Here is a 20,912-nt window from a genome sequence, read left to right on the forward strand (position 1 = left end):
GAGACGTCGTGAACGAGTCGAAACGTCCGCGTCGGCGCCGATGGCTCATCGCCCTGGGGGGCGTCGCCGCGCTCGCGGTGGTCGCCGCCTTCGCCGTTCGCACGCCCTCGCCGGTCGGGCACTGGGACGGCGCGGAGGGACGAGACCGCTTCATGGCGGCCTACGACCAGGCGTTCCGCGACCTGCCCCCAAATGCGGACGCGGTCGATGTGCGCACCGACTACGGCGTCGTCCGCTTCTACCGCTTCGCGGGCACGGGGCAGGCCTCGGCGCCGCTGGTGCTCCTCCCGGGCCGCGCCTCGGCGAGCCCGGTATGGGCGGACAACCTCCCGTCGCTGCTGGAGGTCGGCGACGTCTACACCGTCGATCTGCTCGGCGAGCCGGGGCGGAGCGTCCAGGAGCGCCCGATCGCCGACGGCGCGGACCAGGCCGCCTGGCTGCACCAGGCGCTCGCCGGGCTCCCCGAGGACCGGTTCCACCTGGTCGGTCTCTCCATCGGCGGGTGGAACGCGACCAACCTGGCCCTGCGGCAGCCCGAGCTCGTCGCCAGCCTCACCCTGGTCGACCCGGTCTTCGTCTTCGACGACATGCCGCTGGGCACCGTCGTGCGGTCCCTCCCGGCGGCGTTCTCGTGGTTGCCGAAATCGTGGCGCGACGGCTTCAACTCCTACACGGCGGGCGGCTCCCCGGTCGAGGACGTGCCGGTCGCGCAGATGATCGAGGCCGGGATGCAGCACTACCAGCTGCGCCTGCCCCAGCCCACCCGGATCGCCGAGGAGGAGCTCGCCGGACTGGACCTGCCGGTGCTGGCGATCATCGCCGGTCGATCCGTCATGCACGACCCCGGAACGGCCGTGGCGACGGCCGAACGAGCCCTGCCCGCGGCGTCGGTGCGCGTCTACCCCGACGCGTCCCACGCCATCAACGGCGAGCACCCGGACCGGATCGCGGCCGACATCGCGGAGTTCCTGGCCGCGTCGCGCTGACGGCCGTGCGCTCCTGAACGAGATCTTCCGCATCTTCACCGGCAATGGCTTCGCGGGAGGCGCTGCGCCGGGTGTTGCTAATCTCGGCGTTCTGATGTCTGCGACTCTCGTTGCCGTTAACCTCGCCGCCGGGCACGGCGACCGCTCCCTGTTCTCCGGGCTGGACCTCGTCGTCGCACCAGGCGATGTGATCGGGCTCGTCGGCGCGAACGGTGCTGGCAAGTCGACGCTGCTGCGGCTGCTCGCCGCGCTCGACGCACCGGAGCACGGCGAGGTGCGGCTGTCCCCGGCCACCGCGACCGTCGGCTACCTGCCGCAGGAGCCGGACCGCCGTCCGGGCGAGACGGTGAGCCGGTTCCTCGCCCGCCGCACGGGCGTCGCCGCAGCTCAGCGCGCGATGGACGACGCTATGGAGGCGCTCGCCGGAGGGGCGGCAGGTGCGGACGACGCCTACGCCGAGTGCCTGGAGCGCTGGTTGAGCCTGGGCGGCGCTGACCTGGAGGAACGCGCCGAGGGCGTCGCCGACCAGCTCGGCCTGTCCGTCGAGCTCGACCAGCCCATGACCTCGCTGTCCGGCGGCCAGGCCGCCCGCGCCGGGCTGGCCTCGCTGCTGCTGTCCCGCTACGACGTGTTCCTGCTGGACGAGCCCACGAACGACCTGGACCTCGAAGGTCTCGAACTCCTGGAGGGGTTCGTGCGCGGGCTGCGCGCCGGGACCGTCGTCGTCAGCCACGACCGGGAGTTCCTGGCCCGCACCGTCAACAAGGTCCTCGAACTCGACCTCGCCCAGCAGCAGATCAACCTCTACGGCGGCGGGTACGACGCCTACCTGGAGGAGCGCGAGGTCGCGCGGCGGCACGCGCGGGAGGCGTACGAGGAGTACGCGGACAAGAAGTCCGCGCTGGAGGCGCGCGCCCGGATGCAGCGCGCGTGGATGGACAAGGGCGTCCGCAACGCCCGCCGCAAGGCCACCGACAGCGACAAGATCACCCGCAAGACCCGTTCCGAGGCGTCCGAGAAGCAAGCCGCCAAGGCGCGCCAGACCGAACGGCTCATCGAGCGGCTGGAGGTCGTGGCGGAGCCGCGCAAGGAGTGGGAGCTGCGCATGGAGATCGCGGCGGCGCCCCGGTCCGGCGCGGTCGTCGCCTCCCTGCGCGAGGCGGAGGTGCGGCGCGGCGACTTCACCTTCGGGCCGGTCACCCTGCAGATCGACTGGGCGGACCGCGTCGCGATCACCGGCGCCAACGGCTCCGGCAAGTCGACGCTGCTCGGCGCGCTCCTGGGGCGCATCGAGCTCGACGCGGGAGCCGCCGCGCTCGGTTCCGGAGTCGTCATCGGCGAGATCGACCAGGCCAGAGCCCTGTTCCACGGTTCGGAGTCCCTGCTCGACGCGTTCTGCGCGGCGGTGCCGGACACCGCCCCTGCCGACGTCCGAACGCTGCTCGCCAAGTACGGGCTCAAGGCCGACCACGTGCTGCGCCCGGCCACCACGCTCTCGCCCGGTGAGCGCACGCGCGCCGCGCTCGCCCTGCTGCAGGGGCGGGGCGTCAACCTGCTGGTGCTGGACGAGCCGACCAACCACCTCGACCTGCCCGCCATCGAGCAGCTGGAATCCGCCCTCGACTCCTACCCGGGCACGCTGCTGCTGGTGACCCACGACCGCCGGATGCTCGACGCGGTCCGCACCACCCGCCGCCTGGAGATGGCCGACGGCAAGCTGTCCGAGATCTCCGCGTGAGCCGTTTCGTCAGACCCCGGCGCTAGGGTGCGGCTGAAGTAGGGACGCCCCCGCGCTCAACCGGCCTGGGGGTTACCGGGAGTGCGGGGGCGTCAAGGTCCACCCCTGGGGGTCAGGTGGACGGCGTCCATGCTACTGCGTGGTATCCGAGATGTCTCTAGGGGCAGAGATCTTTTTTCTCGCGAACCGCGGCGAACTTCAGGAACAGCTGGGTCAGCGGACCTATCGCTGCTGCGTACAGCACTGTTCCGACGCCGACGGTGCCGCCGAGCAGCCAGCCGACGGCGAGCACACAGACCTCGATGGTGGTGCGGACCACTCGAACCGACCACCCGGTGCGGGCGTGCAGGCCGGTCATCAGGCCGTCCCGCGGGCCCGGACCCAGCCGCGCGCCGACGTACACGGCGGTGGCGAGCCCGTTCAGCACGACCGCGGTGACCATCAGGGCGATCTGCGCCGGGAGCGCGCTGAGCGGCGGGATCAGCGCGAGGGTGAGGTCCACCGCGAGCGCGATGACGACGACGTTGGCCACCGTGCCGATGCCCGGCCGCTGCCGCAGCGGGAGCCAGGCCAGCATGACGAGCGCGCCGGTCAGCGCGGTGATCGAGCCGAAGCTCCAGCCCAGCCGTTCCGCCAGGCCCTGGTGCAGGACGTCCCACGGGTCCAGGCCCAGCTGCGCGCGGACCATCAGGCCCATGCTGACCCCGTAGGCGACCAGACCGCTGAGCAGTTGCGCGAGACGGAAGGCCGGACGGGTCCGGAGCGGGAGCGGAGATAGGTCCACCTGGACCGATTTTAGGGCCATGTGCTCTTTATAAGCTGAAATTGGATCTGGATGCGATAGCCAATGCAGCTATATTGGCCGCATGGTGTTCACGAAGTCCGCCCAGATCCACGGCCGCAAACTCGTCGAGCTGCTGGGTTCCTGGCACGGCTCGGACCGGCCGTCGTCGCAGCTGCTGGCCGGTGCGATCCGGCATCTCGTGCTGGACGGGCGGCTGCCGCCCGGCACCAGGCTGCCCGCTGAGCGCGAGCTCGCGGAGAGCCTCGGCGTCAGCCGGACGCTGGTGGCCCGGACGTTGGACCGGCTGCGCGAGGAGGGTTTCGCGGCCAGTCGGCGCGGCGCGGGGTCGTGGATCAAGCTGCCTGATTCGGAGCGGGGCAACGAAGCCCACGGCGGCTGGTTCCCGCCCGAGGACGCCGGGGTGCTCAACCTCGCGCAGGCCACGCCCAGCGCGCCGCCGGAGCTGTGCGCGGCGGTGGACCGGGCGCGGCTGCGCCTGGCCGAGCAGCTGCCCGGCCACGGCTACCAGCCGCACGGCCTGCCGATCCTGCGCGAGCGGCTGGCCGAGCGGTTCACCCGGCGCGGCCTGCCGACGACCCCGGAGCAGATCCTGGTCACCAACGGCGCCCAGCACGCGTTCGCGCTGGTGCTGCGGATGCTGGTCGCCCCGGGGGAGCGCGTGCTCGTCGAGCACCCGACCTACCCGAACGCCCTGGAGGCGGTGCGCGGGCTCAACGCGATGCCGGTGGCGGTGCCGATGGTCGAGCACGGCTGGGACCTGGAGCTGCTGACCGCGAACCTGCGCCAGACCTCGCCGCGGCTGGCCTACCTGATCCCGGACTTCCACAACCCGACCGGCATCCGGCTGGACGCGGAAGGCCGCGACCGGCTCGCCCGCGCGCTGGCGCGGACCTGCACGAACGCGGTCGTGGACGAAACCCTGGTGGACATCGACCTGACCGGCGAGCAGCCCCCGCCGCCGATGGCCGCGCTGACCGACCGGGTGATCACCGTCGGCTCGGCCAGCAAGTCCTTCTGGGGCGGCCTGCGGCTGGGCTGGATCCGCGCGTCCGAGGACTTCGTGCAGCGCATGATCGTCGGGCGGGCCGCGCTGGACCTCGGCAGCCCGGTGTTCGAGCAGCTCGTCCTGGCGGAGCTGCTGGTCGACGCCGACGAGGTCCTCGCGCGCCGGTGCGCCGAAGCGGTCGAACGGCGGCAATGCCTGGTGGACGCGCTGCGCGAGCACCTGCCGGACTGGCGCTTCCGGCTCCCGGACGGCGGGCTGGCGCTGTGGTGCGACATCGGCGCGCCGGTGAGCAGCCGACTGGCGGTGGCCGCCGAGCAGCACGGCGTGCGGGTCGCCCCGGGAGCGCGGTTCTCGGTGCACGGCTCGCTGGAGAACTGGATCCGCCTGCCGTACACGCTGCCCGGGGACCAGCTGGTGGAGGCCATCCGTCGCCTCGCCGCAGCGGCCGCCGCCGTCCCCGGGGGCGGCCCGGCGCTCCTGACCGCCCCCATCGCCTGACCTGCGAAGCGGCCGTCCCGGATCCGCCGGGACGGCCGCCCGCACACCGCCGACCACCCGTCGGCACGGCCCCTCGTCGTGCCGGTGGGCGGTTCGGGCGGCAGGTGTCGCCCCGGTGCCGCAGGGGCATTTGCGGCACCGGGGCTTGGGGCCCACGCCTTCACGGTTCGGCAGGTCAGCGACGTCGCCGGGAGGCTGGTGGTGCCCCGATCCGACCCGGCCGGGCGCAGACGGCCGACTCGGAGCTGGGTGCGCGTGCGATAACCAGAGTCACCGCCGGAGCGGTTCGGTGCAGCGTCAGTCGGGAGATGCTGACGGTTCGGCGGACGACAGGCCTGTGACCGGGCGGTTCTCCGCGCGGGTCGAGCCGACCGCCGACGGGTCGGTCAGGCTCGGTCCGGTGGGCAGGACGACCAGCGCACCGCGCAGGTCGTTGACCCCGCTGCCGGACCCGGAAGCGGGCTGCTGCGGCACGTCGGTGTCGTGATCGCCGCCGTCCCGCGGGGTTTCGTCGGCTGATTCGGTGGTGTTGGGCGCGCGCGGTTCCGCCGCGCTGCGGGGGTGGTCGCGCGGAACGGAGACCGGCTCCGGGGGCAGCGGCGCGGCCTGCTCGACGCGGGGTGGTGCGGCGGCGCGCTGCTGCGCCGGTGGCGGCACGGTCGGTGCGGCCACCGGGGCGGGGGCCGGCTCGTCGGTCGCGGCAGGCGGTTCCTGCTCGTCGACCGGGGCTGGCGGGTCGATCTCCACGGCGTCGGGCAGCTGGGGCTCCGACCGCTGCACCTCGTCCAGCTCGGGGCGCAGGTCGTCCAGGAGCGGTCGTGCGATGTCCGGTTCGGCCGCGGCGACCTCGATCTCCGGCGGTTCGACGTCCGGCAGCTCGACGGCCTCGGCGACCGCGCTGCCGCCGAGCCAACCGCCGAAGCAGAAGGCGCTGAACAGCGAAACCCGTGCGACGAGCAGGGCGAGCCGCGATCGGGGAGCGCGCTGCGCGCAGCTTCCGGTCACGATCACCACCGCCTGTCGGTCGGGTCCGCGCGGCCGAGCGCGGCATCAGCGTTGGTTGCGCCATGATCGACGCCGTTGATGGCATTCAACCACTTCGAGCGGCGGTTTCGCGCCACCGACCGCGAGGGGAACAGCGGTCGGTCCAGCATTCTCCACGCAATCGGGCGACTAGGGAAGATCCCCGGCCCCCGTCGGTCGGGTGAGTCCGGCACCCGCGGGCGGCGTGTCCGCTGTGGACGGAACCGGTCGTGGGCATGGTGTCCGCTGTGGATCAGGAAACTGGAACTCGGCTCGGAATCGCTGAACTCCGCGAGCTGTGGGCGTACTACGGGCACGACCTGCTGCTGCACGACCCGGGAGGCAGCGCCGAATGCCTGGTGCGGCGCGGTGAGCTGATCGCGTCGGCGGAGGTGCTGGACCCGGTGCTGGACCGGTTCCGGAGGTGGGTCGACGACGTGCAGCACGACGACGACCTGCTGCTGGCCCGGGTCCGGTTGCGGGGCGCGGAGCGCGACCGCTGCGTCGACATGGCGCGCGAAACCGCTGGTCTCGCGGCCAATCACGTGCACTTCGGCTGCCCGGTCATGTACGGGACGCCCGTCATGTACGGCACGGGCGCGGAGGCCCGGGAGGCGCCGCCGGTCCCGGAGCCGCCCGCCGCGCAGTGGGAACCGCCGGTGGTGGTCGGGGTGCTGGACACCGGCTGCGATCCGCACCCGTGGTTCCGCGACCGGCCCTGGTTCGAGCCGGTGCCGGAGGTGCTCGACGCCGACGACGACGCAGGTCAGGACCGCCAGGCCGGGCACGGCACGTTCGTCAGCGGGGTGCTGCTGCAGCACGCGCCGGGAGCGGTGCTCCGGACGCAGCGGGTGCTCTCCTCGCTCGGCTTCACCGACGACTACACCGTGGTCGCCGGGCTGCGCTCGCTGCGGCAGGCCGCTGCCGCGCGCGGCGAGCAGGTCGACGTCGTCGTGCTGACCGCCGGGTGCCACACCGCCGATGACGAGTGCCCGCCGATCCTCGGCGCGGAGCTGGCGCGCTGGTCGGGCTCGGTGGTCGTCGCGGCGGCCGGGAACCAGGGGCGGAGCAGGCCGTTCTGGCCCGCGGCGCTGCCGTCGGTGGTGGCGGTCGGCGCCACCGGGTCGGACGGGGCGGTGGCGGAGTTCTCGAACTTCGGCCCCTGGGTGGACACCGCCGCGCCCGGCGTGGCCGTGACCAGCAGCTTCGTCCGCATGACCGGGGGCGGCGGGCGGAAATTCGGCTTCGCGAGCTGGAGCGGCACGTCCTTCGCCGCACCGCGGGTGGCCGCCGCCGTCGCCACCGCGCTGCACGAGGGCCGGACTCGCGCAGACTCACTCGATCTCGTCCGCGATCGCTACCCGTTCGAGCGGTAATCGACGTGAAGTGAATCTGTGCGGCCTGCTCGCTCCTCTATTTACCCGGGGGCACGAAGATCGAGATGCGGGGAGGAGCAGGTCGTGCACGAGGTCGGGGAGACCGGCGCCGCGGCGGTGCTGTTGCGCCGGGCGGCGGCCGGGGATCAGCAGGCGTGGCGGGAGCTGGTGGACCGCAACGCGGCGGTGGTCTGGGGCGTGTCGCGGGCGTTCTCCGCGAACAGCGCCGACGCCGAGGACATCTGCCAGGCGACGTGGTTGCTGCTCGCGGAGAACCTGGATCGGCTGCGCGATCCGGATTCGCTGTCCGCGTGGCTGGTGACCACCGCGCGCCGGGAATCGCTGCGGCTGCACCGCGCGCGGCAGCGGGAATCGCCGGTGGGGCTGGATTCCGAGGTGCTCAGCGGTGCCGAGTCCGCGGAGGGCCCGGAGCACCGGGTGCTGCGGGAGTGGACGAACTCGCGGCTGGCGAAGTCGTTCGCCGAGCTGCCGCAGCGCTGCCAGCAGCTGCTACGCGTGCTGGCGGTCGCGCCGGAGGCGAGCTATGCGCAGGTCAGCGAGGCCCTGGGGTGGCCGCGCGGCACGATCGGGCCGAAGAAGAGCCGGTGCCTGGCGGAGCTCCGGCGGCGCATGCTCGCCGCCGACGTTCCCGAGGAGGTGGCGGGATGAACCCGGGGATGCCGAGCGAGCTGCGTCGGCTGCGGGACCTGTTCCAGTCCTGCGATCCCGTTCCCGAGCGCGCGCTCGCGGGCGCGTACGCGGCGATGTCGCGTCGGGCGGACTACCGGGACCCGGTGTCGCTGCGGCTGATCGGGGACTCGGCGGAGTCGCTGGCCAAGGTGCGCTCCCTCGGCCCGCCGGAGCCGCGGGTGCTCACCTTCGCGATGCCCGGCCGGGTGCTGGAGCTGGACCTGGCACCGGTCGCGGAGGACCGCTACCAGGTGTCCGGCATGGTGCTGAACCGCGCGGGCGGAACGCCGCCGAGCGGGGACGTGGTGCTGCGCCACCGGTCCGGTGAGTGCGCGAGCGCGCTGGACGAGCACGGCGCGTTCCGGGCACCGGACGTCCCGCGCGGTCCGCTGAGCGTGGTGTTCCGGCCGCTGCGGTCGGCGCCCGCCGTCGCGGATTGGCTGGTCTGTTGAGCGCCGGGACGGCGGTGGCACCGCCGGATCGGATCGGGTCCGCGCTGTGGTGGCGGGACAACGCCAGCTCGGCGCCGGAAGCCGCGATGCGCGAGGCCGCGGAGCTGCTGTCCGAGCCGGACGGCGAACTCCGCGCGCTGGCCCGGCACATCGCCGCGCTGGCGGCCGTCGAGCGGGGGCGGGTGTGGCAAGCGCGCCGCCACGCCCGGCTCGGGCTCGCTGCGGCGCGGCGCGCGCAGCGGTGGCAGTTGGCCGCCCAGCTGCAGCTCACGCTGGCGTGGATCGAGCTGGAGCGCGGTGACGTCGATGCCAGCTGGGCGAACCTGCGCTCCGCGGAACCGCGGTTGCCCGCTGCGGAGCAGGGGAGGGCGTCGTGCCTGCGCGGGTTGCTGCACTGCCGGGCTGATCGGCACCGCGAGGCACGGGCCGAGCTCACCCGAGCGCTGCGCAGCCTGCGGGGCGACGACCGGCGCTGGACGGCCAACGCGCTGATGGGGCGCGGCCTGGCCAACCTGTACGCGAACCGGTTGGCGGCCGCCGAGTCGGACCTGTCCGCGGCGGAGCAGGTCTTCGCGGCGGACGGGCAGGCCGCGCGGGCCGCGGGGTGTCGGCACAACCGGGGCTGCGTCGCGTTCCGCGCCGGTGACCTGCCGCGGGCGCTGCGGCTGTTCGAGGAGGCGGTCGCAGCGGGCTTGGACGTGCGGTCGAGCCCGGAAGCGCTGGTCGACCGGGCGGAGGCGTTGGCCGCCGCCGGGCTGGCCACCGATGCGCGAGCGGTGATGGAGCAGGCCGCGGACCGGTTGGCGGCCTGCGGCCGGGCCGGTCGGCTCGCCGACACCCGGCTGGCGCTGGCCGGGTGCGCGCTGCGCGTCGACGACCTGCCTGCGGCGGTGCAGGCGGCGAACAGCGCACGTCGGCTGTTCCGCGCGCAGCGGCGTCCGGCCTGGGCAGCGCTGGCGACCGCCGTGGCGTGGCAGGCGAAGCTGCGCTCCGGCCAGTGCTCGCGGTACGCCCTGTCCGCGGCGCGACGAGCGGCCGCGGCGTGCGCGGAGTTCGGCTGGACCGGCTTGGCCGCGGAACTCCGGCTCACGGCGGGGCGGTGCGCGGCGCGGGCGGGCATGCGCACGGCATCCCGGAAGCTGCTCGCCCAGTGCGCACCGTTGAAGGACGCGATGGTGGCACCTCCGCAGCACCGCGCGCTGGGATGGCTGGCCGAAGCGCTGCTGGCCGAGCAGGACGACGACCTGGAGCGGTTGTTCGAGGCGTGCCGGGGTGGGTTGCGCGCTGTGGACGGCCAGATCTCGGACATGGTGGCCTTCGAGCTGCGTGCGCACACCGCGGGCCTGGCCAGCGAACTCGGCGATCTCGCGGTCGGCACCGCGCTGCGCACCGGAGATCCGGAGCTGGTGCTGCGCTGGACGGAGCGCTCGCGGGCCAGCGCCCTGCACCGCCGAGCTCTCCGGCCGCCCGTGGATTCCCAGCTGAACTCGGCTCTGGTGCGGCTGCGCTCGGCCGTGCAGGAGACCCAGCGCGCGCAGGATCCGAAACAGGCGCTGCGAGCCGTCGCCGGGCTGGAGGAGCAGGTCCGGCACCGGGCGATGCTGGTGGAAGGGCGGACCAGCGGACTGCCGACGCCGTGCGGGCTGAACGAGGTGGTCGCCGAACTCGGTGATTCCGCGCTGCTGAGCCTCTGCGCCCACCGCGGCCGGTTGTTCGCGGTGTCCATTGTGGATGGAGGCGTTCGGTTGCACGTGCTCGGCCCCGAGGCCAGCGCGCACACCCAAGCGGCACGCCTCCGGCACCTGCTCGCCAGGCAGGCGACCGGCACGGCGCCGCGTGCTGCGCCGATGTTCGAGCACGGTGCCCGGCAAGCGGCGGAGGAGCTGCAGGCCCAACTCCTTGAACCGGTGCTACCGGCGCTCGAAAGCGGACGCCCGCTGGTGGTCGTCCCGACCGGACGGCTGCACGTGCTGCCCTGGGCGGCCCTGCCCGCGTGCCGCGGTCGGAGCGTGACCGTGGCACCGTCGGTGCGGTGCTGGCTGCGCGCTGCGCTGGACGCCCGCGCCGTCGACCCTGCGGGTTCGGCGGTGTGGATCGCCGGACCGGGCTTGGACCACGCCGAAAGCGAAGCGCGGGCGCTGCACGACGCGGCGGGCGGCCGGTTGCTGACCGGAGCGGACGCGACCACCGAACAGGTGCTATCCACTGTGGATGGTGCGGCGGTGGTGCACATCGCCGCGCACGGCAGGTTCCGGGACGACCAGCCGCTGCTGTCCTGCCTGGACCTCGCGGACGGCCCGCTCTACGCCTACGACCTGGACGGCCTGCACCGCGGCCCGACCACGGTGGTCCTGTCGGCGTGCGACGTGGGCAGGTCCGCGGTCAGCCGAGGGGACCAGCTCAGCGGCCTGGCGACAACCCTGCTCGGCCGAGGCACGGCAACGGTGATCGCCAGCGTCGTCCCGGTCCCCGACGAGCGCACCGTCAAGGTGATGAAGTCCCTCCACGAATCCCTCCGCGAAGGAGCAACCCCGGCCAGAGCCCTGGCAACCGCCCAAGCCCAACACGGCGAATCCGGCTTCGTCTGCCTCGGCTACGGAGGTGATCGATGACAGCTTCCAGAAGAGAACGAGCTGGATGAGGGAAGAGGAGGTACCAGCGCGAGAGCCCCAAACTGAGCTGGTCAAACCTGCGAACGAACAGTAGCGGGGTGGACATACATAAGTCAGGGCACCCACAGCCAGGCGGGCGCTGAGGTTCCGCCACTTGCACCGCTACGCAAACCAGCCACTGGAACTAACGGCGGAGCTTGTGGAGGCGGGTGATCGCTTCGTCGAGCACTTCGTCCCGCTTGCAGAAGGCGAAGCGGACCAGGTGCTTGGCCGGGGCCGGGTCGTCGCAGAAGACCTGGACCGGGATCGCGGCGAGGCCGATGCGTTCCGGGAGGGAGCGGCAGAGCTGTTCGCCGTCGTCGAAGCCGAGCGGGCGGACGTCCGCGCAGATGAAGTAGGTGCCTTCGCTGTTGAGCACGTCGAAGCCCGCTTCGGTCAGGCCTTCGGCGAGCCGGTCGCGCTTGCGCTGCAGGTCCTTGCGCAGCTGCTCGACCCAGTCGAGCTCGTTGCGCAGGGCGTGCGCGACGGCGGGCTGGAACGGGGCGCCGCCGACGAAGGTCATGAACTGCTTGGCCGCGCGCACCGCGGCGACGAGCTCGGCGGGGCCGCAGATCCAGCCGATCTTCCAGCCGGTGGCGCTGAAGCTCTTGCCCACGCTGGAGATCGACAGCGTGCGCTCGGCCATGCCGGGGAGGGTGGCCAGCGGGTGGTGCTCGCGGCCGTCGTAGAGGAGGTGCTCGTAGACCTCGTCGGTGATGGCGATGACGTCGTGCTCGCGGCAGACCTCGGCGATGGCGGCCAGCTCGGCGTCGGTGAACACGGTGCCGGTCGGGTTGTGCGGCGAGTTCAGCACCAGGGCGCGCGTGTGCGGGCCGACCGCGGCGCGCAGCGCGTCCAGGTCGAGCTCGAAGCGGTGGTCGGGGCCCTGCCGGAGCGCGACGGTGCGGCGCACCCCGCCCGCCAACGCGACCGCCACCGGGTACGAGTCGTAGTAGGGCTCGATGAGCACGACCTCGTCGCCGGGTTCGACCAGGGCGAGCATCGCGGCGGTCAGCGCCTCGGTGGCGCCGACGGTGACCAGCACCTCGTCCTCGGGCCGGTGCTCGATGCCGTAGCGCGCGGCGCGGTGCTCGGAGATCGCGGCGCGCAGTTCCGGCTCGCCAGCTCCCGGCGGGTACTGGTTCACGCCGTTGGCGATCGCCTCCTGCGCGACCCGCAGCATGCCCTCGGGACCATCGGTGTCCGGGAAGCCCTGGCCGAGGTTGACCGCGCCGGTCCGCCGGGCCAGCTCGGTGATCTCGGCGAAGATCGTCGAGGTGAACGGGCGCAACCGGGTGGTGAGGGCTGGAGTACGCACGTCTGCCGAGAGTAGTCGAAACCGGGAGCGCTGTGCGGGGCCAGCTCGCGGCCGTCCAGGACGTGGGACTCCTGAGGTTTCCGACACGGCCCGCCGACGCCGCAGCCCGACCCGGTGGACGGGTGCTCACCAGGTGAAATGTCGTGATCGCCCGACCTGCGGCGGGGTGCGGTCCGGTGGGGGTTCGGTCCGCCGACGGGGTGAGCACCGGTCGAGCACTGCCACAATCGGTGTGTGCAGCCCACATCGGTTTCCGACACTGACAAGCGCCGGCGCCTGCGGCGGATGAAGGCCGTCGCAGGTGGACTCCTGGTGTTCGCGGCCCTCGTCTACATCTTCGCCCGCTGGCAGGAGAGCACCGGCGCGGCGTGGGCGGGCTACGTGCGGGCCGCTGCCGAGGCGGGCATGGTCGGTGCGCTGGCGGACTGGTTCGCGGTCACCGCGCTGTTCCGGCGACCGCTCGGGTTGCCGATCCCGCACACCGCGATCATCCCCACCCGCAAGGACGTGATCGGCCGCAGCCTCGGCGACTTCGTCGGCACCAACTTCCTGTCCGAGCAGGTGGTGCGGGACAAGCTCCGCCGGGCGGAGATCAGCCGTCGGCTGGGGGCCTGGCTCGACGACGAGGAGCACGCCGAGCGGGTCACCTCGGAGCTGGCCACCGCGGTGCGCGGTGCCGTGCAGGTGCTGCGGGACGACGACGTGCAGGCCGTGCTGGAGCAGGCGGTCGTGCGCAAGGTGCTCGCGCAGCCGTTCGGCCCGCCGCTCGGGCGGATCCTGGGGCAGGTCTTCGCCGACGGCTCGCACCACAAGCTGGTCGACCTGGTCTGCGACCGGGCCTACGACTGGGTGCGGGACAACCACGAGACGGTGCTGCGCGTGGTCAGCCAGCGCGCGCCGTCCTGGTCGCCGAAGTTCTTCGACGCGATGGTGGCCGACAAGATCTACGCCGAGGTGCTGTCCTTCGCCTGGGCGGTCAAGACCGACCCCGAGCACCCGATGCGCAAGGCGGTCGACCGCTTCCTGGTCGAGTTCGCCGACGACCTGCAGCACGACCCGAGGACGATGGCCAAGGCCGAGCAGATCCAGCAGCAGGTGCTGGAGCACCCCGAGGTGCAGAACCTGGTCGCCTCGGCCTGGGGCACCGCGAAGAAGATGCTGCTCGACGCGGCCGAGGACCCGTCCAGCGAACTGCGCCTGCGGGTCCGCGACGGCCTGCGCTCGCTGGGCCGCCGACTCGTCGAGGAGCCCGACCTGCAGGCGAAGGTGGACGGCTGGCTGGAGGGCGCCACGGTGTACGTGGTGTCCAACTACCGCACCGAGCTGACCACGCTGATCACCGACACGGTGGAGCGCTGGGACGCCCAGGAGACCTCGCGCAAGATCGAGCTCCAGGTGGGCCGGGACCTGCAGTTCATCCGGATCAACGGCACGGTGGTCGGTTCCCTCGCGGGTCTGGCGATCTACAGCATCTCCCAGCTGTTCTTCTGACGGCGCACCCGGGATCCGGCGGCGGGGCGGGCTAGTTCTGCGCAGAACCGGCCCGCCCCGCGCTCGTCCTGGGCCCGCAGGTCAGGCGCTCGTGGTGTGGCGCTCGCGCCAGGAGCGGGCCTTCTCCCGGTTGCCGCACACCCGCATCGAGCACCAGGTCCGGGAGCGGTTGCGGGACCGGTCGTAGAACGCCCACAGGCAGTCCTCGGCAGGGCAGATCTTGATCCGGTCCCAGTGCCCGGTGTGCACCAGGCGGGCCGCCGCCACCAGCACGGTGCCCAGGGCGTCGGCGCCGGTCAGCACGGGTATGCCTCGTTGCAGCCGGACCTGCACCGGCCACGCCGTGGCCAGTTCGGGTGGTCGGGTCCCGTAGGAGACCGCGCTGCGCATGGAGTCGCGGATCTCGCGCGCCGCTTCGACGTCGGGTGCCGTCCCCAATCCGCGGTCGGTGCACCACTGCTGCCACTGGTCGTGGTCGTCCAGGGATTCGGTGCCCTTCTCCGCGTCGCAGGTGTTGAGGAAGGCGAGGACTAGCTCGATGTCGTGGTCGAAGTCGAGTCCGACCGCCTCCAGCGTCGGTGGTCGGACCGCCTCCGGAGCGACAGCTCTGCTGTTCACGAACACCATCGTAAGCCAGTAGGGGGTTGTGCCGAGCCTCTGTAACCACCATACTCGCTACACGAGTTAGTAACCGATGATGCAGGTTTGATGGTTAGGGGTGTGGGATGAACCCGATCCAGTTCGAGCCGCGGGACACCGGGCGCGGGCTGACCGCCGCTGCCGCCCGGGAGGCGGAGATCGACCGCGCGCTGAGCGACGGCGGCAGGCTCCAGCCCCGCTGGCTCGACCGGTTCGCCAACTGGTGGGCGGCGACTTCGGCCCCGCTGCGCCCCGGCGCGGCGGTCGACCCCGGGCCCGCGCCGCGCGGCTGCCTGAGCTGAACGGAGGAACGATGACCGAGTTGAAGCTGGCGGCGTTCGCCATCGACTGCCCCGACCCCCGCGCCCTCGCCGACTTCTACGCCCGGCTGCTCGGCTGGCAGGTCGACGACGCCGAGTCCCACGACGACTGGGTCGAGCTGGCCGACCCCGGCGGCGGTGCGCCGCTGGCCTTCCAGCGAGACCCCGGCTACCGCCCGCCGACCTGGCCCAGCCGGGACGTGCCGCAGATGATGCACCTGGACATCCGGGTGCAGACCCTCGACGAGGGCCACGAGCGGGCGATCGCGGCGGGCGCGACCCCGCTGCCGCAGCCGCCCGACCAGCAGGACGCGAAGTTCCGCGTCTACGCCGACCCGGTCGGCCACCCGTTCTGCATGTGCGCCGCCCAGGGCTGAGCCACCAGGTTCGCGCAGACCGCCGACACCGATCGCCGGGCGCTCATGCCGCGGGCACCGAGCCGACGAGCCCGCCGTCCACGACGAGGTCCTGCCCGGTGATGTAGGCGGCGTCGTCCGAGGCCAGGAAGGCCACCGCGGCCGCGACGTCCTCGGCGCGGCCGAGCGAGCCGAGGACCACCTCCGCCGAGTTCCGCGCCTCCGAGCTCGGATCGGTGTTCAGGCTCCGGTACATCTCGGTGTCGATGTAGCCGGGGCTGACGGAGTTGCCCCGGATCCCGCGCGGCGCGAGGTCGGCGCCGAGCGCGCGCGAGGTTGTGCACCGCGGCCTTGCTTCCGGGAGTGCTGGCCGGACCTGGGTCTGCCACCACCAGTCAGCTCGCGACCGGCTCGGCGAGCAGGTCGGCCAAGCGGGGCGCGGTGTCGTCGTCCGGGTGCGGGCTGTGCAGCAGCAGCCGGGGTCCGGGCAGGTCGGGCAGCGGGAGCATGGTGTACTCGAAGAGCAGCTCACCGGCCTCGGGGTGGTCGAGGACCTTGGTGCCCCGGGTGTTGCTGCCGACGTGGTGCTCGGCCCAGATCTCGGCGAACGCCGGGCTCACCGCGCACATGTCGGTGGCCAGCCGGTCGAATTCGGGGTCGTCGGCGCAGCGGGCGGCGTCGGCCTGGTACTGGCCGAGCATGGCGCGCGCCGCGTCCTGCCAGTACCTGTACCAGGACACCCCCACCCCGGCGAGCACCGCGACCTCCTCGCGGCGGAGGCCCGCGGCGGGCATGCCGACGTCCGCCGGGGTCAGCCGCGCCCGTCGCGAGCGCAGGAAGTCGCGGATCTCGGCGCTGCGCCGCTGCCGCGGGAAGGCGGGAGGTCTCCATGCCGCCGTGCTAGGTCCCGCGAACGGGTGCAAGCAGGGTGCTTGCAAGAGCTAGCACTCGTGCGTATCGTGGTTGGTGACCGGAGAGGTGCTAGCCCGTGGAACGTGTGGACAAAGCCGTCAACAAGGCCGTGAACCAGGCGGTCAGCGATCTCGGCAGCTACATCCGGACGCAACGCAACAACGCCCAGATCTCGTTGCGGCAGCTGGCGAAGCTCGCCGGCGTGTCGAACCCGTACCTGAGCCAGGTCGAACGCGGGTTGCGCAAGCCGAGCGCGGAGATCCTGCAGCAGATCGCCAAGGGACTGCGCATCTCCGCCGAAGCGCTCTACGTGCAGGCCGGGATCCTGGAGCGCCGCGAGAGCGGGCCGGTGGTGGACGCGATCCTCGCCGACCCCCAGCTCAATGAGCGGCAGAAGCAAGTGCTTCTGGACATCTACGCCTCGTTCCGGCGGGAGCACGACGCCGAACCCGACGAGGACAGCCAGCAATCCGAGGAGTGACCACCATGCCGGTTTTCCCGAAGACCGAGGAAGTGACCAAGGTGCGCGAGCAGGCCGAGAAGGCGTTCGGCGACGCCGTCGAGCAGGCCCGCACGCCGCTGCTCGCCGCGCTCGGCGCCGGTGACCTCGCCGCGCAGGCCCTGCTGGAGGCGGTCAACAAGGTCCGCACCCAGCTCAACGAGCGCGCCGAGGCGGCCCGCCAGGAACTGCCCAACGACCTCGACGAGCTGCGCGGCAAGCTCGACCCGGCGGAGCTGCGCAAGCGCGTCGACGCCTACACCCAGACCGCCAAGCAGCTCTACGACTACCTGGCCGAGCGCGGCGAGGAGGCCCTGCACCGGCTGCAGGACCAGCCGCAGGTCAAGAAGGTCTGGAGCCAGGTCGGCACCGCGCAGGACAAGGTCGAGGAGACCGTGGACGAGGTCCGCGACCTGGCCGACGACGTGCTGGGCAAGGTGAGCCGCCCGTTCAACAAGACCGAGGAGACCCCGGCCGAGGAGACCTCGGCGCAGGCCGAGGAGCCGAAGGCCGAGGAGGCCAAGCCCGCGGCGGCGACCCGCAAGCCTGCGGCCAAGTCGACCGCGAAGACCACCGCGAAGCCCGCGGCGAAGAAGGCCGCCGACAAGCCCAGCGAGAACTGACCTCGCGCTTCCGCCCTTCCCGGCGCACTCCAGGTGTGCCGGGAAGGGGCATCTCGGCCCGGAACCGACTCGAGTCGCGCGGGTTCAACTCGCAGTTTCAATTGAAACTGTGGAGTCCCCGCACGGCGAACCGCAGTTCCATTGAGGTTTTTCCAACCTCGTTCTGCGTGGCGGTGCCGGTGGCGGAACCTCAGCGCCCGCCTGGACTCCGGGTGCCCACCTTTATGTATGCCAATACACGGCAGTTGGGCCGTCCTCGCCGGAAGGAACCCCGGAGGGGTGGGCACCGTGAACCCGCGGCGGTGCCGGTTGCGGGGGTGGGCTATGCGCCTGGCGGCGCATGCGGCACCTGCCGACCGGTGCCGGTCGCCCTTCGCAGCTGCGGTCCACGGACAGGATGAAAAAGGCTCATTGAAACTGCAACGCGGCGGTGAGGCGATCGGCGGGTGCCCGGGGCGGTGCGCAGCACGTAAGGTGGGGTCGTGGCACTTACCGGCTTGGCTTTGTACCAGTGGATCTTGCTGGTGATCTGGATCGCGGGCATCCCGGTCGGGGTCTTCGCGTTCGTGCACGCTGCGCTGCAGCGTCCCGACGCGTTCACCGCCGTGGACAAGCTGAGCAAGGTGAAGTGGCTGGCCATCACCGGTGCGGCCGCGCTGCTGCTGATCCTGGACAGCCGGGGCCCGTACGGGATCATCTGGATCGCCGGGCTGGTCGCCTCGCTGGTCTACATCGTCGACGTGCGGCCCAAGGTGCGGGAGATCCAGGGGCGGTCCTGGTAGTGGACGCCCGCTGGACGGTGCACGGCCGCGGCGGCCCGGTCACGCTGGTCGTGCACGGTTTGGGTGCCACCGAGGGCGAAGCCCGCATCCCGTCCTCCGGACTGCCGGGCACCCGCGTCGTCCTCACCCTGCCGGGGCACGGCAAGGCCCCGGACGCACCGGCCGACTACTGGAACTACGCGCGGATCGCGGCTGATGTCCTCGCGGTCGCCGATGAGGTGGAAGCGACGCGTGCGGTCGGTGTTTCGCTGGGCGCGGGCGCGCTGACCCGCATCGCGGCCGAGCACCCGGACCGGTTCGAGCGGCTGGCGCTGCTGCTCCCGGCCGCCTTGGACCGCCCTCGCGACGTCGCGGCGACCTGGTCCTTCCAGCGTCTCGCCGACGCGGTCGCGGCTGGTGACGCCGCTGAGCTGCGGAATCTCGTCGCGGCCGATCTCCCGGCGGGCGCCGAGGTCGGGGATTACGTCGAGCAGCGGGCGGCGGCGCTGATGCGCCTCGAAGACGCCCTCCGCGAGCTGCCCGAGCAGGCACCGCTGGCCGATGCGTCGCCGCTGAGCTCAGTCGAGTCGGACGTGCTCGTGGTCGGGGCCACCGACGATCCGCTGCACCCGGCCGAGGTGGCCAAGGCGGTCGCCGCCGCTTTCACCCGCGCGCGGCTGGAGATCTTCCCCTCGCCCGCGCCGATGCTCACGCACCGCCGCGAGCTGCGCGGACTGCTGGTGGACTTCTTGGGGTGAGCCACCTCACCGGTGGTCCGCGGCGGTTCGTATTGTCGAGTCATGGGTGCTGATTGGTCTTTGGCCGCAGGAACGCTGGACGTGGCATCGGCGCTGGAGCGCCTCGACCTGCTCGCCGACCCGGTGGCGGCATCGGTCCGGCAGCTCGACGACGCGCGCATCGGCGCAACCGAGATCGACCCCGATCTGGCGGACACCGCGGCGTTCTGCGAGAAGTACGGCTCGCCGCTGGAGCTGTCGGCGAACTGCGTGGTCGTCGCGGGCAAGCGGGCCGGTGAGGTCCGCTACGCGGCGTGCGTGGTCCTGGCGACGACCCGGGCGGACGTGAACGGGGTGGTCAAGCGCCGCCTGGACGTCCGCAAGGCGTCGTTCGCCCCGATGGACGACGCGGTCGAGCTGACCAGCATGGAGTACGGCGGGATCACCCCGTTCGGCCTCCCCGCGGACTGGCCGATCCTGATCGACCCGGAGGTGGCCAAGTCCCCGGCGGTGGTGGTCGGCAGCGGCGTCCGCCGCAGCAAGCTGATCACCCCCGGAGAGGTCCTGACCCAGCTCCCCAACGCAGAGGTCCTGGACGGCCTCGGCCGCTGAAGGTCGTGAGTGCGTAACAGTGTTCGAACACTGTTACGCACTCACGACCCGAACGCACCACCCTTGACAGCGGACACGAAGTCGGCCCACCGAGCCCGCGAAACGGCCAGCACGGGACTGGCCTCCCCAAGCTTCGAGTCCCGCATCCCGACGACCTCCTCGCCGCGACCGACCTCGACGCACATTCCGCCCTGGCTGTTGCTGCGGCTCGACTTGCGCCAGCCCACCTCGACGCAGTTCTGAGCCCCGTTGCTGTGGCTGGACTTCCGCCAACCTCGAAGATCCGCTACCTCAACGCAGCTGCCAGTCTGTCCGCTGTAGCTGGACTTGCGCCAGATCGGCTGCTCTAACGGCATGGCATACCTTCCATTTCATCGGCAATCGAAGCGATCAGTTCGACGGATTCGTCCTCGTTCAAGGACGCGTCCTGCAACTCGGTCACGGCGCTCTTGTATGCGGCAACATCTTTTGCGTCGAACAGGAAAGCAGGCGATCGGTAGTGCTCCAAGTGCACGATCGGCGGCGCTTTGACGAACTCGTACAGGACGAACGCGCCGTCCTGAGCTGGTGTGTAGCGGGTAAGAGCGTTGGGCAGCACGAACACTGTCACGTTGTCCAGCTCAGTCATCCGAAGCACGTGCCTGAGTTGCTCAGCCATGGTCGCTGGCCCTCCGAGCGGCTGCCGGAGCGCGGATTCCGCTACGAAGACTTCTAGCGTTGGAGCATTTTTGGAGAAGAGCACGTCACGGCGGGACATGCGCAGCCCAACTCTGATCTCACGTTCGTCGGCGGGAAGCGTGTGCATGACCTGCCGGGCGTAGTCGGCGGTTTGGAGCAGCCCTGGCAGCAGGTTCGGTGCGACGTCGACGATGGCGGAGGCCGAACGCTCGAACTCGGCCAGGTCCACCAGGTGCTTGTGCGTGCTGGAGGAGCTGCGGGCGAAGGTGTTCTTGTCGCCTGCGGTCCGCGCGAACTCGACGATCTCGTCATATCTGGTACCGGTAACGCCAAGAGTACCCAGAATTCGTGCCACATCCTCCGGTTGAGGAGTTCGCGTACCCGTTTCGTAGCGGGAGATGGTGACGTGGCTGGTACCAACGCGGCTCGCGAGATCGCGGACGGTCAAGCCGACTTGCTTGCGGCACTCGCGGAGCTCGGCGCCCAGGAGCCGAGCTTTCGGCGTGTGTTCGGTGGTACCGGGCATGAACCGAGCTTAGCGGGAAGATCGCCCGATCATGATCCGTCAATCGTGTAGTAGCGGAGTTGGAACCGGTAACGGAACCCTGGAGCCAGAAGGGAGTCTCAATGATGTTGTCAAGCCGCTTGGGCGGCGATCGATGGCATCGTGGGCTGCCAGGTGCGGTGGTCGCGGATGAGTGCCCAGAGCACGTCGACGCGGCGGCGGGCGAGGGCGAGGAT

Annotated in this window: 22 protein-coding genes and 1 pseudogene; 15 read left to right on the top strand and 8 right to left on the bottom strand. The window is 71.9% G+C overall.

Going from position 1 to position 20,912, the window contains the following annotated elements; genetic code table 11:
* Positions 1 to 8 precede the first annotated feature (8 nt).
* Positions 9 to 986 carry an alpha/beta fold hydrolase gene (locus F1721_RS26630; RefSeq protein WP_211840637.1) on the top strand — a complete coding sequence of 326 codons (978 nt, stop codon included), beginning with the start codon at positions 9 to 11 and terminating at the stop codon, positions 984 to 986.
* 94 nt (positions 987 to 1,080) lie between these two features.
* Positions 1,081 to 2,724, top strand: a complete 1,644-nt coding sequence (locus tag F1721_RS26635; protein ID WP_150069526.1) for an ABC-F family ATP-binding cassette domain-containing protein — start codon at positions 1,081 to 1,083, stop codon at positions 2,722 to 2,724.
* A 157-nt stretch (positions 2,725 to 2,881) separates the two neighbouring features.
* Here the strand turns inward: F1721_RS26635 and yczE are convergent, their stop codons facing one another.
* Entirely contained in the window at positions 2,882 to 3,529 is a 648-nt protein-coding gene (yczE, locus tag F1721_RS34570; protein WP_211840638.1) for a membrane protein YczE, read from the bottom strand.
* A gap of 61 nt (positions 3,530 to 3,590) precedes the next feature.
* Between yczE and yczR the strand changes: the two genes are divergently transcribed.
* Positions 3,591 to 5,033 carry a MocR-like transcription factor YczR gene (yczR, locus tag F1721_RS26645; RefSeq protein WP_150069527.1) on the top strand — a complete coding sequence of 481 codons (1,443 nt, stop codon included), beginning with the start codon at positions 3,591 to 3,593 and terminating at the stop codon, positions 5,031 to 5,033.
* 297 nt (positions 5,034 to 5,330) lie between these two features.
* Here yczR and F1721_RS26650 read toward each other — a convergent pair whose 3' ends face one another.
* Positions 5,331 to 6,038, bottom strand: coding sequence for a chromosomal replication initiator protein DnaA (locus F1721_RS26650; RefSeq protein WP_150069528.1), 708 nt, complete (start codon positions 6,036 to 6,038; stop codon positions 5,331 to 5,333).
* A 266-nt stretch (positions 6,039 to 6,304) separates the two neighbouring features.
* On the opposite strand from F1721_RS26650, the gene F1721_RS26655 reads away from it, so the two are divergent.
* The 4 genes from F1721_RS26655 (at position 6,305) to F1721_RS26670 (ending at position 11,186) form a co-directional block, all read left to right on the top strand.
* Positions 6,305 to 7,432: a S8 family peptidase gene (locus F1721_RS26655; RefSeq protein ID WP_246155318.1), complete on the top strand. Its 1,128-nt coding sequence runs from the start codon at positions 6,305 to 6,307 to the stop codon at positions 7,430 to 7,432.
* An 84-nt stretch (positions 7,433 to 7,516) separates the two neighbouring features.
* Entirely contained in the window at positions 7,517 to 8,101 is a 585-nt protein-coding gene (locus F1721_RS26660; protein ID WP_150069529.1) for an RNA polymerase sigma factor, read from the top strand.
* Complete coding sequence (locus F1721_RS26665) at positions 8,098 to 8,574, top strand: hypothetical protein (RefSeq protein ID WP_150069530.1); 477 nt, start codon at positions 8,098 to 8,100, stop codon at positions 8,572 to 8,574. Before F1721_RS26660 ends, F1721_RS26665 begins: the two co-directional genes overlap by 4 nt.
* Positions 8,571 to 11,186, top strand: coding sequence for a CHAT domain-containing protein (locus F1721_RS26670; protein ID WP_150069531.1), 2,616 nt, complete (start codon positions 8,571 to 8,573; stop codon positions 11,184 to 11,186). Before F1721_RS26665 ends, F1721_RS26670 begins: the two co-directional genes overlap by 4 nt.
* 184 nt (positions 11,187 to 11,370) lie before the next feature.
* On the opposite strand, the gene F1721_RS26675 is transcribed toward F1721_RS26670, so the two are convergent.
* Positions 11,371 to 12,543, bottom strand: a complete 1,173-nt coding sequence (locus tag F1721_RS26675; RefSeq protein WP_150069532.1) for a pyridoxal phosphate-dependent aminotransferase — start codon at positions 12,541 to 12,543, stop codon at positions 11,371 to 11,373.
* Positions 12,544 to 12,828: 285 nt separating this feature from the next.
* Between F1721_RS26675 and F1721_RS26680 the strand changes: the two genes are divergently transcribed.
* Positions 12,829 to 14,034, top strand: a complete 1,206-nt coding sequence (locus F1721_RS26680; RefSeq protein WP_150069533.1) for a DUF445 domain-containing protein — start codon at positions 12,829 to 12,831, stop codon at positions 14,032 to 14,034.
* An 81-nt stretch (positions 14,035 to 14,115) separates the two neighbouring features.
* On the opposite strand, the gene F1721_RS26685 is transcribed toward F1721_RS26680, so the two are convergent.
* Positions 14,116 to 14,661, bottom strand: a complete 546-nt coding sequence (locus F1721_RS26685; protein ID WP_150069534.1) for a CGNR zinc finger domain-containing protein — start codon at positions 14,659 to 14,661, stop codon at positions 14,116 to 14,118.
* A gap of 98 nt (positions 14,662 to 14,759) precedes the next feature.
* Here F1721_RS26685 and F1721_RS26690 point away from each other — a divergent pair, with 98 nt between their 5' ends.
* Positions 14,760 to 14,975: a hypothetical protein gene (locus F1721_RS26690; RefSeq protein ID WP_150069535.1), complete on the top strand. Its 216-nt coding sequence runs from the start codon at positions 14,760 to 14,762 to the stop codon at positions 14,973 to 14,975.
* Positions 14,976 to 14,986: 11 nt separating this feature from the next.
* Positions 14,987 to 15,370 carry a VOC family protein gene (locus tag F1721_RS26695; RefSeq protein ID WP_150069536.1) on the top strand — a complete coding sequence of 128 codons (384 nt, stop codon included), beginning with the start codon at positions 14,987 to 14,989 and terminating at the stop codon, positions 15,368 to 15,370.
* 43 nt (positions 15,371 to 15,413) lie between these two features.
* On the opposite strand, the pseudogene F1721_RS34575 reads toward F1721_RS26695, so the two are convergent.
* Together F1721_RS34575 and F1721_RS26705 are read right to left on the bottom strand one after the other, a co-directional pair.
* A pseudogene (locus F1721_RS34575) lies at positions 15,414 to 15,674 on the bottom strand (SDR family NAD(P)-dependent oxidoreductase); the annotation flags it as partial.
* Positions 15,675 to 15,744: 70 nt separating this feature from the next.
* Positions 15,745 to 16,272, bottom strand: a complete 528-nt coding sequence (locus tag F1721_RS26705) for an MmyB family transcriptional regulator (protein WP_150069538.1) — start codon at positions 16,270 to 16,272, stop codon at positions 15,745 to 15,747.
* A gap of 65 nt (positions 16,273 to 16,337) precedes the next feature.
* Here F1721_RS26705 and F1721_RS26710 point away from each other — a divergent pair, with 65 nt between their 5' ends.
* From F1721_RS26710 to F1721_RS26730, 5 genes are all read left to right on the top strand, one after another.
* Positions 16,338 to 16,742, top strand: a complete 405-nt coding sequence (locus tag F1721_RS26710; protein WP_150069539.1) for a helix-turn-helix domain-containing protein — start codon at positions 16,338 to 16,340, stop codon at positions 16,740 to 16,742.
* A 5-nt stretch (positions 16,743 to 16,747) separates the two neighbouring features.
* Entirely contained in the window at positions 16,748 to 17,383 is a 636-nt protein-coding gene (locus F1721_RS26715; protein ID WP_150069540.1) for a hypothetical protein, read from the top strand.
* Positions 17,384 to 17,865: 482 nt separating this feature from the next.
* Positions 17,866 to 18,165 carry a DUF2516 family protein gene (locus F1721_RS26720; RefSeq protein ID WP_387511238.1) on the top strand — a complete coding sequence of 100 codons (300 nt, stop codon included), beginning with the start codon at positions 17,866 to 17,868 and terminating at the stop codon, positions 18,163 to 18,165.
* Positions 18,165 to 18,902 (top strand): alpha/beta fold hydrolase, encoded by a 738-nt coding sequence (locus F1721_RS26725; protein ID WP_150069541.1) that lies wholly within the window; start codon positions 18,165 to 18,167, stop codon positions 18,900 to 18,902. The genes F1721_RS26720 and F1721_RS26725 overlap by 1 nt, the downstream gene beginning before the upstream one ends.
* 42 nt (positions 18,903 to 18,944) lie before the next feature.
* A complete protein-coding gene (locus tag F1721_RS26730; RefSeq protein ID WP_150069542.1) occupies positions 18,945 to 19,493 on the top strand; it encodes a YbaK/EbsC family protein in 549 nt (182 codons plus the stop codon).
* A 41-nt stretch (positions 19,494 to 19,534) separates the two neighbouring features.
* Here the strand turns inward: F1721_RS26730 and F1721_RS26735 are convergent, their stop codons facing one another.
* Positions 19,535 to 19,849, bottom strand: coding sequence for a DUF397 domain-containing protein (locus F1721_RS26735; protein WP_150069543.1), 315 nt, complete (start codon positions 19,847 to 19,849; stop codon positions 19,535 to 19,537).
* Positions 19,840 to 20,697 carry a helix-turn-helix domain-containing protein gene (locus tag F1721_RS26740; RefSeq protein ID WP_150069544.1) on the bottom strand — a complete coding sequence of 286 codons (858 nt, stop codon included), beginning with the start codon at positions 20,695 to 20,697 and terminating at the stop codon, positions 19,840 to 19,842. Before F1721_RS26740 ends, F1721_RS26735 begins: the two co-directional genes overlap by 10 nt.
* Between the last annotated feature and the right edge of the window lie 215 nt (positions 20,698 to 20,912).

This window comes from Saccharopolyspora hirsuta, assembly GCF_008630535.1.
GTDB lineage: Bacteria > Actinomycetota > Actinomycetes > Mycobacteriales > Pseudonocardiaceae > Saccharopolyspora > Saccharopolyspora hirsuta.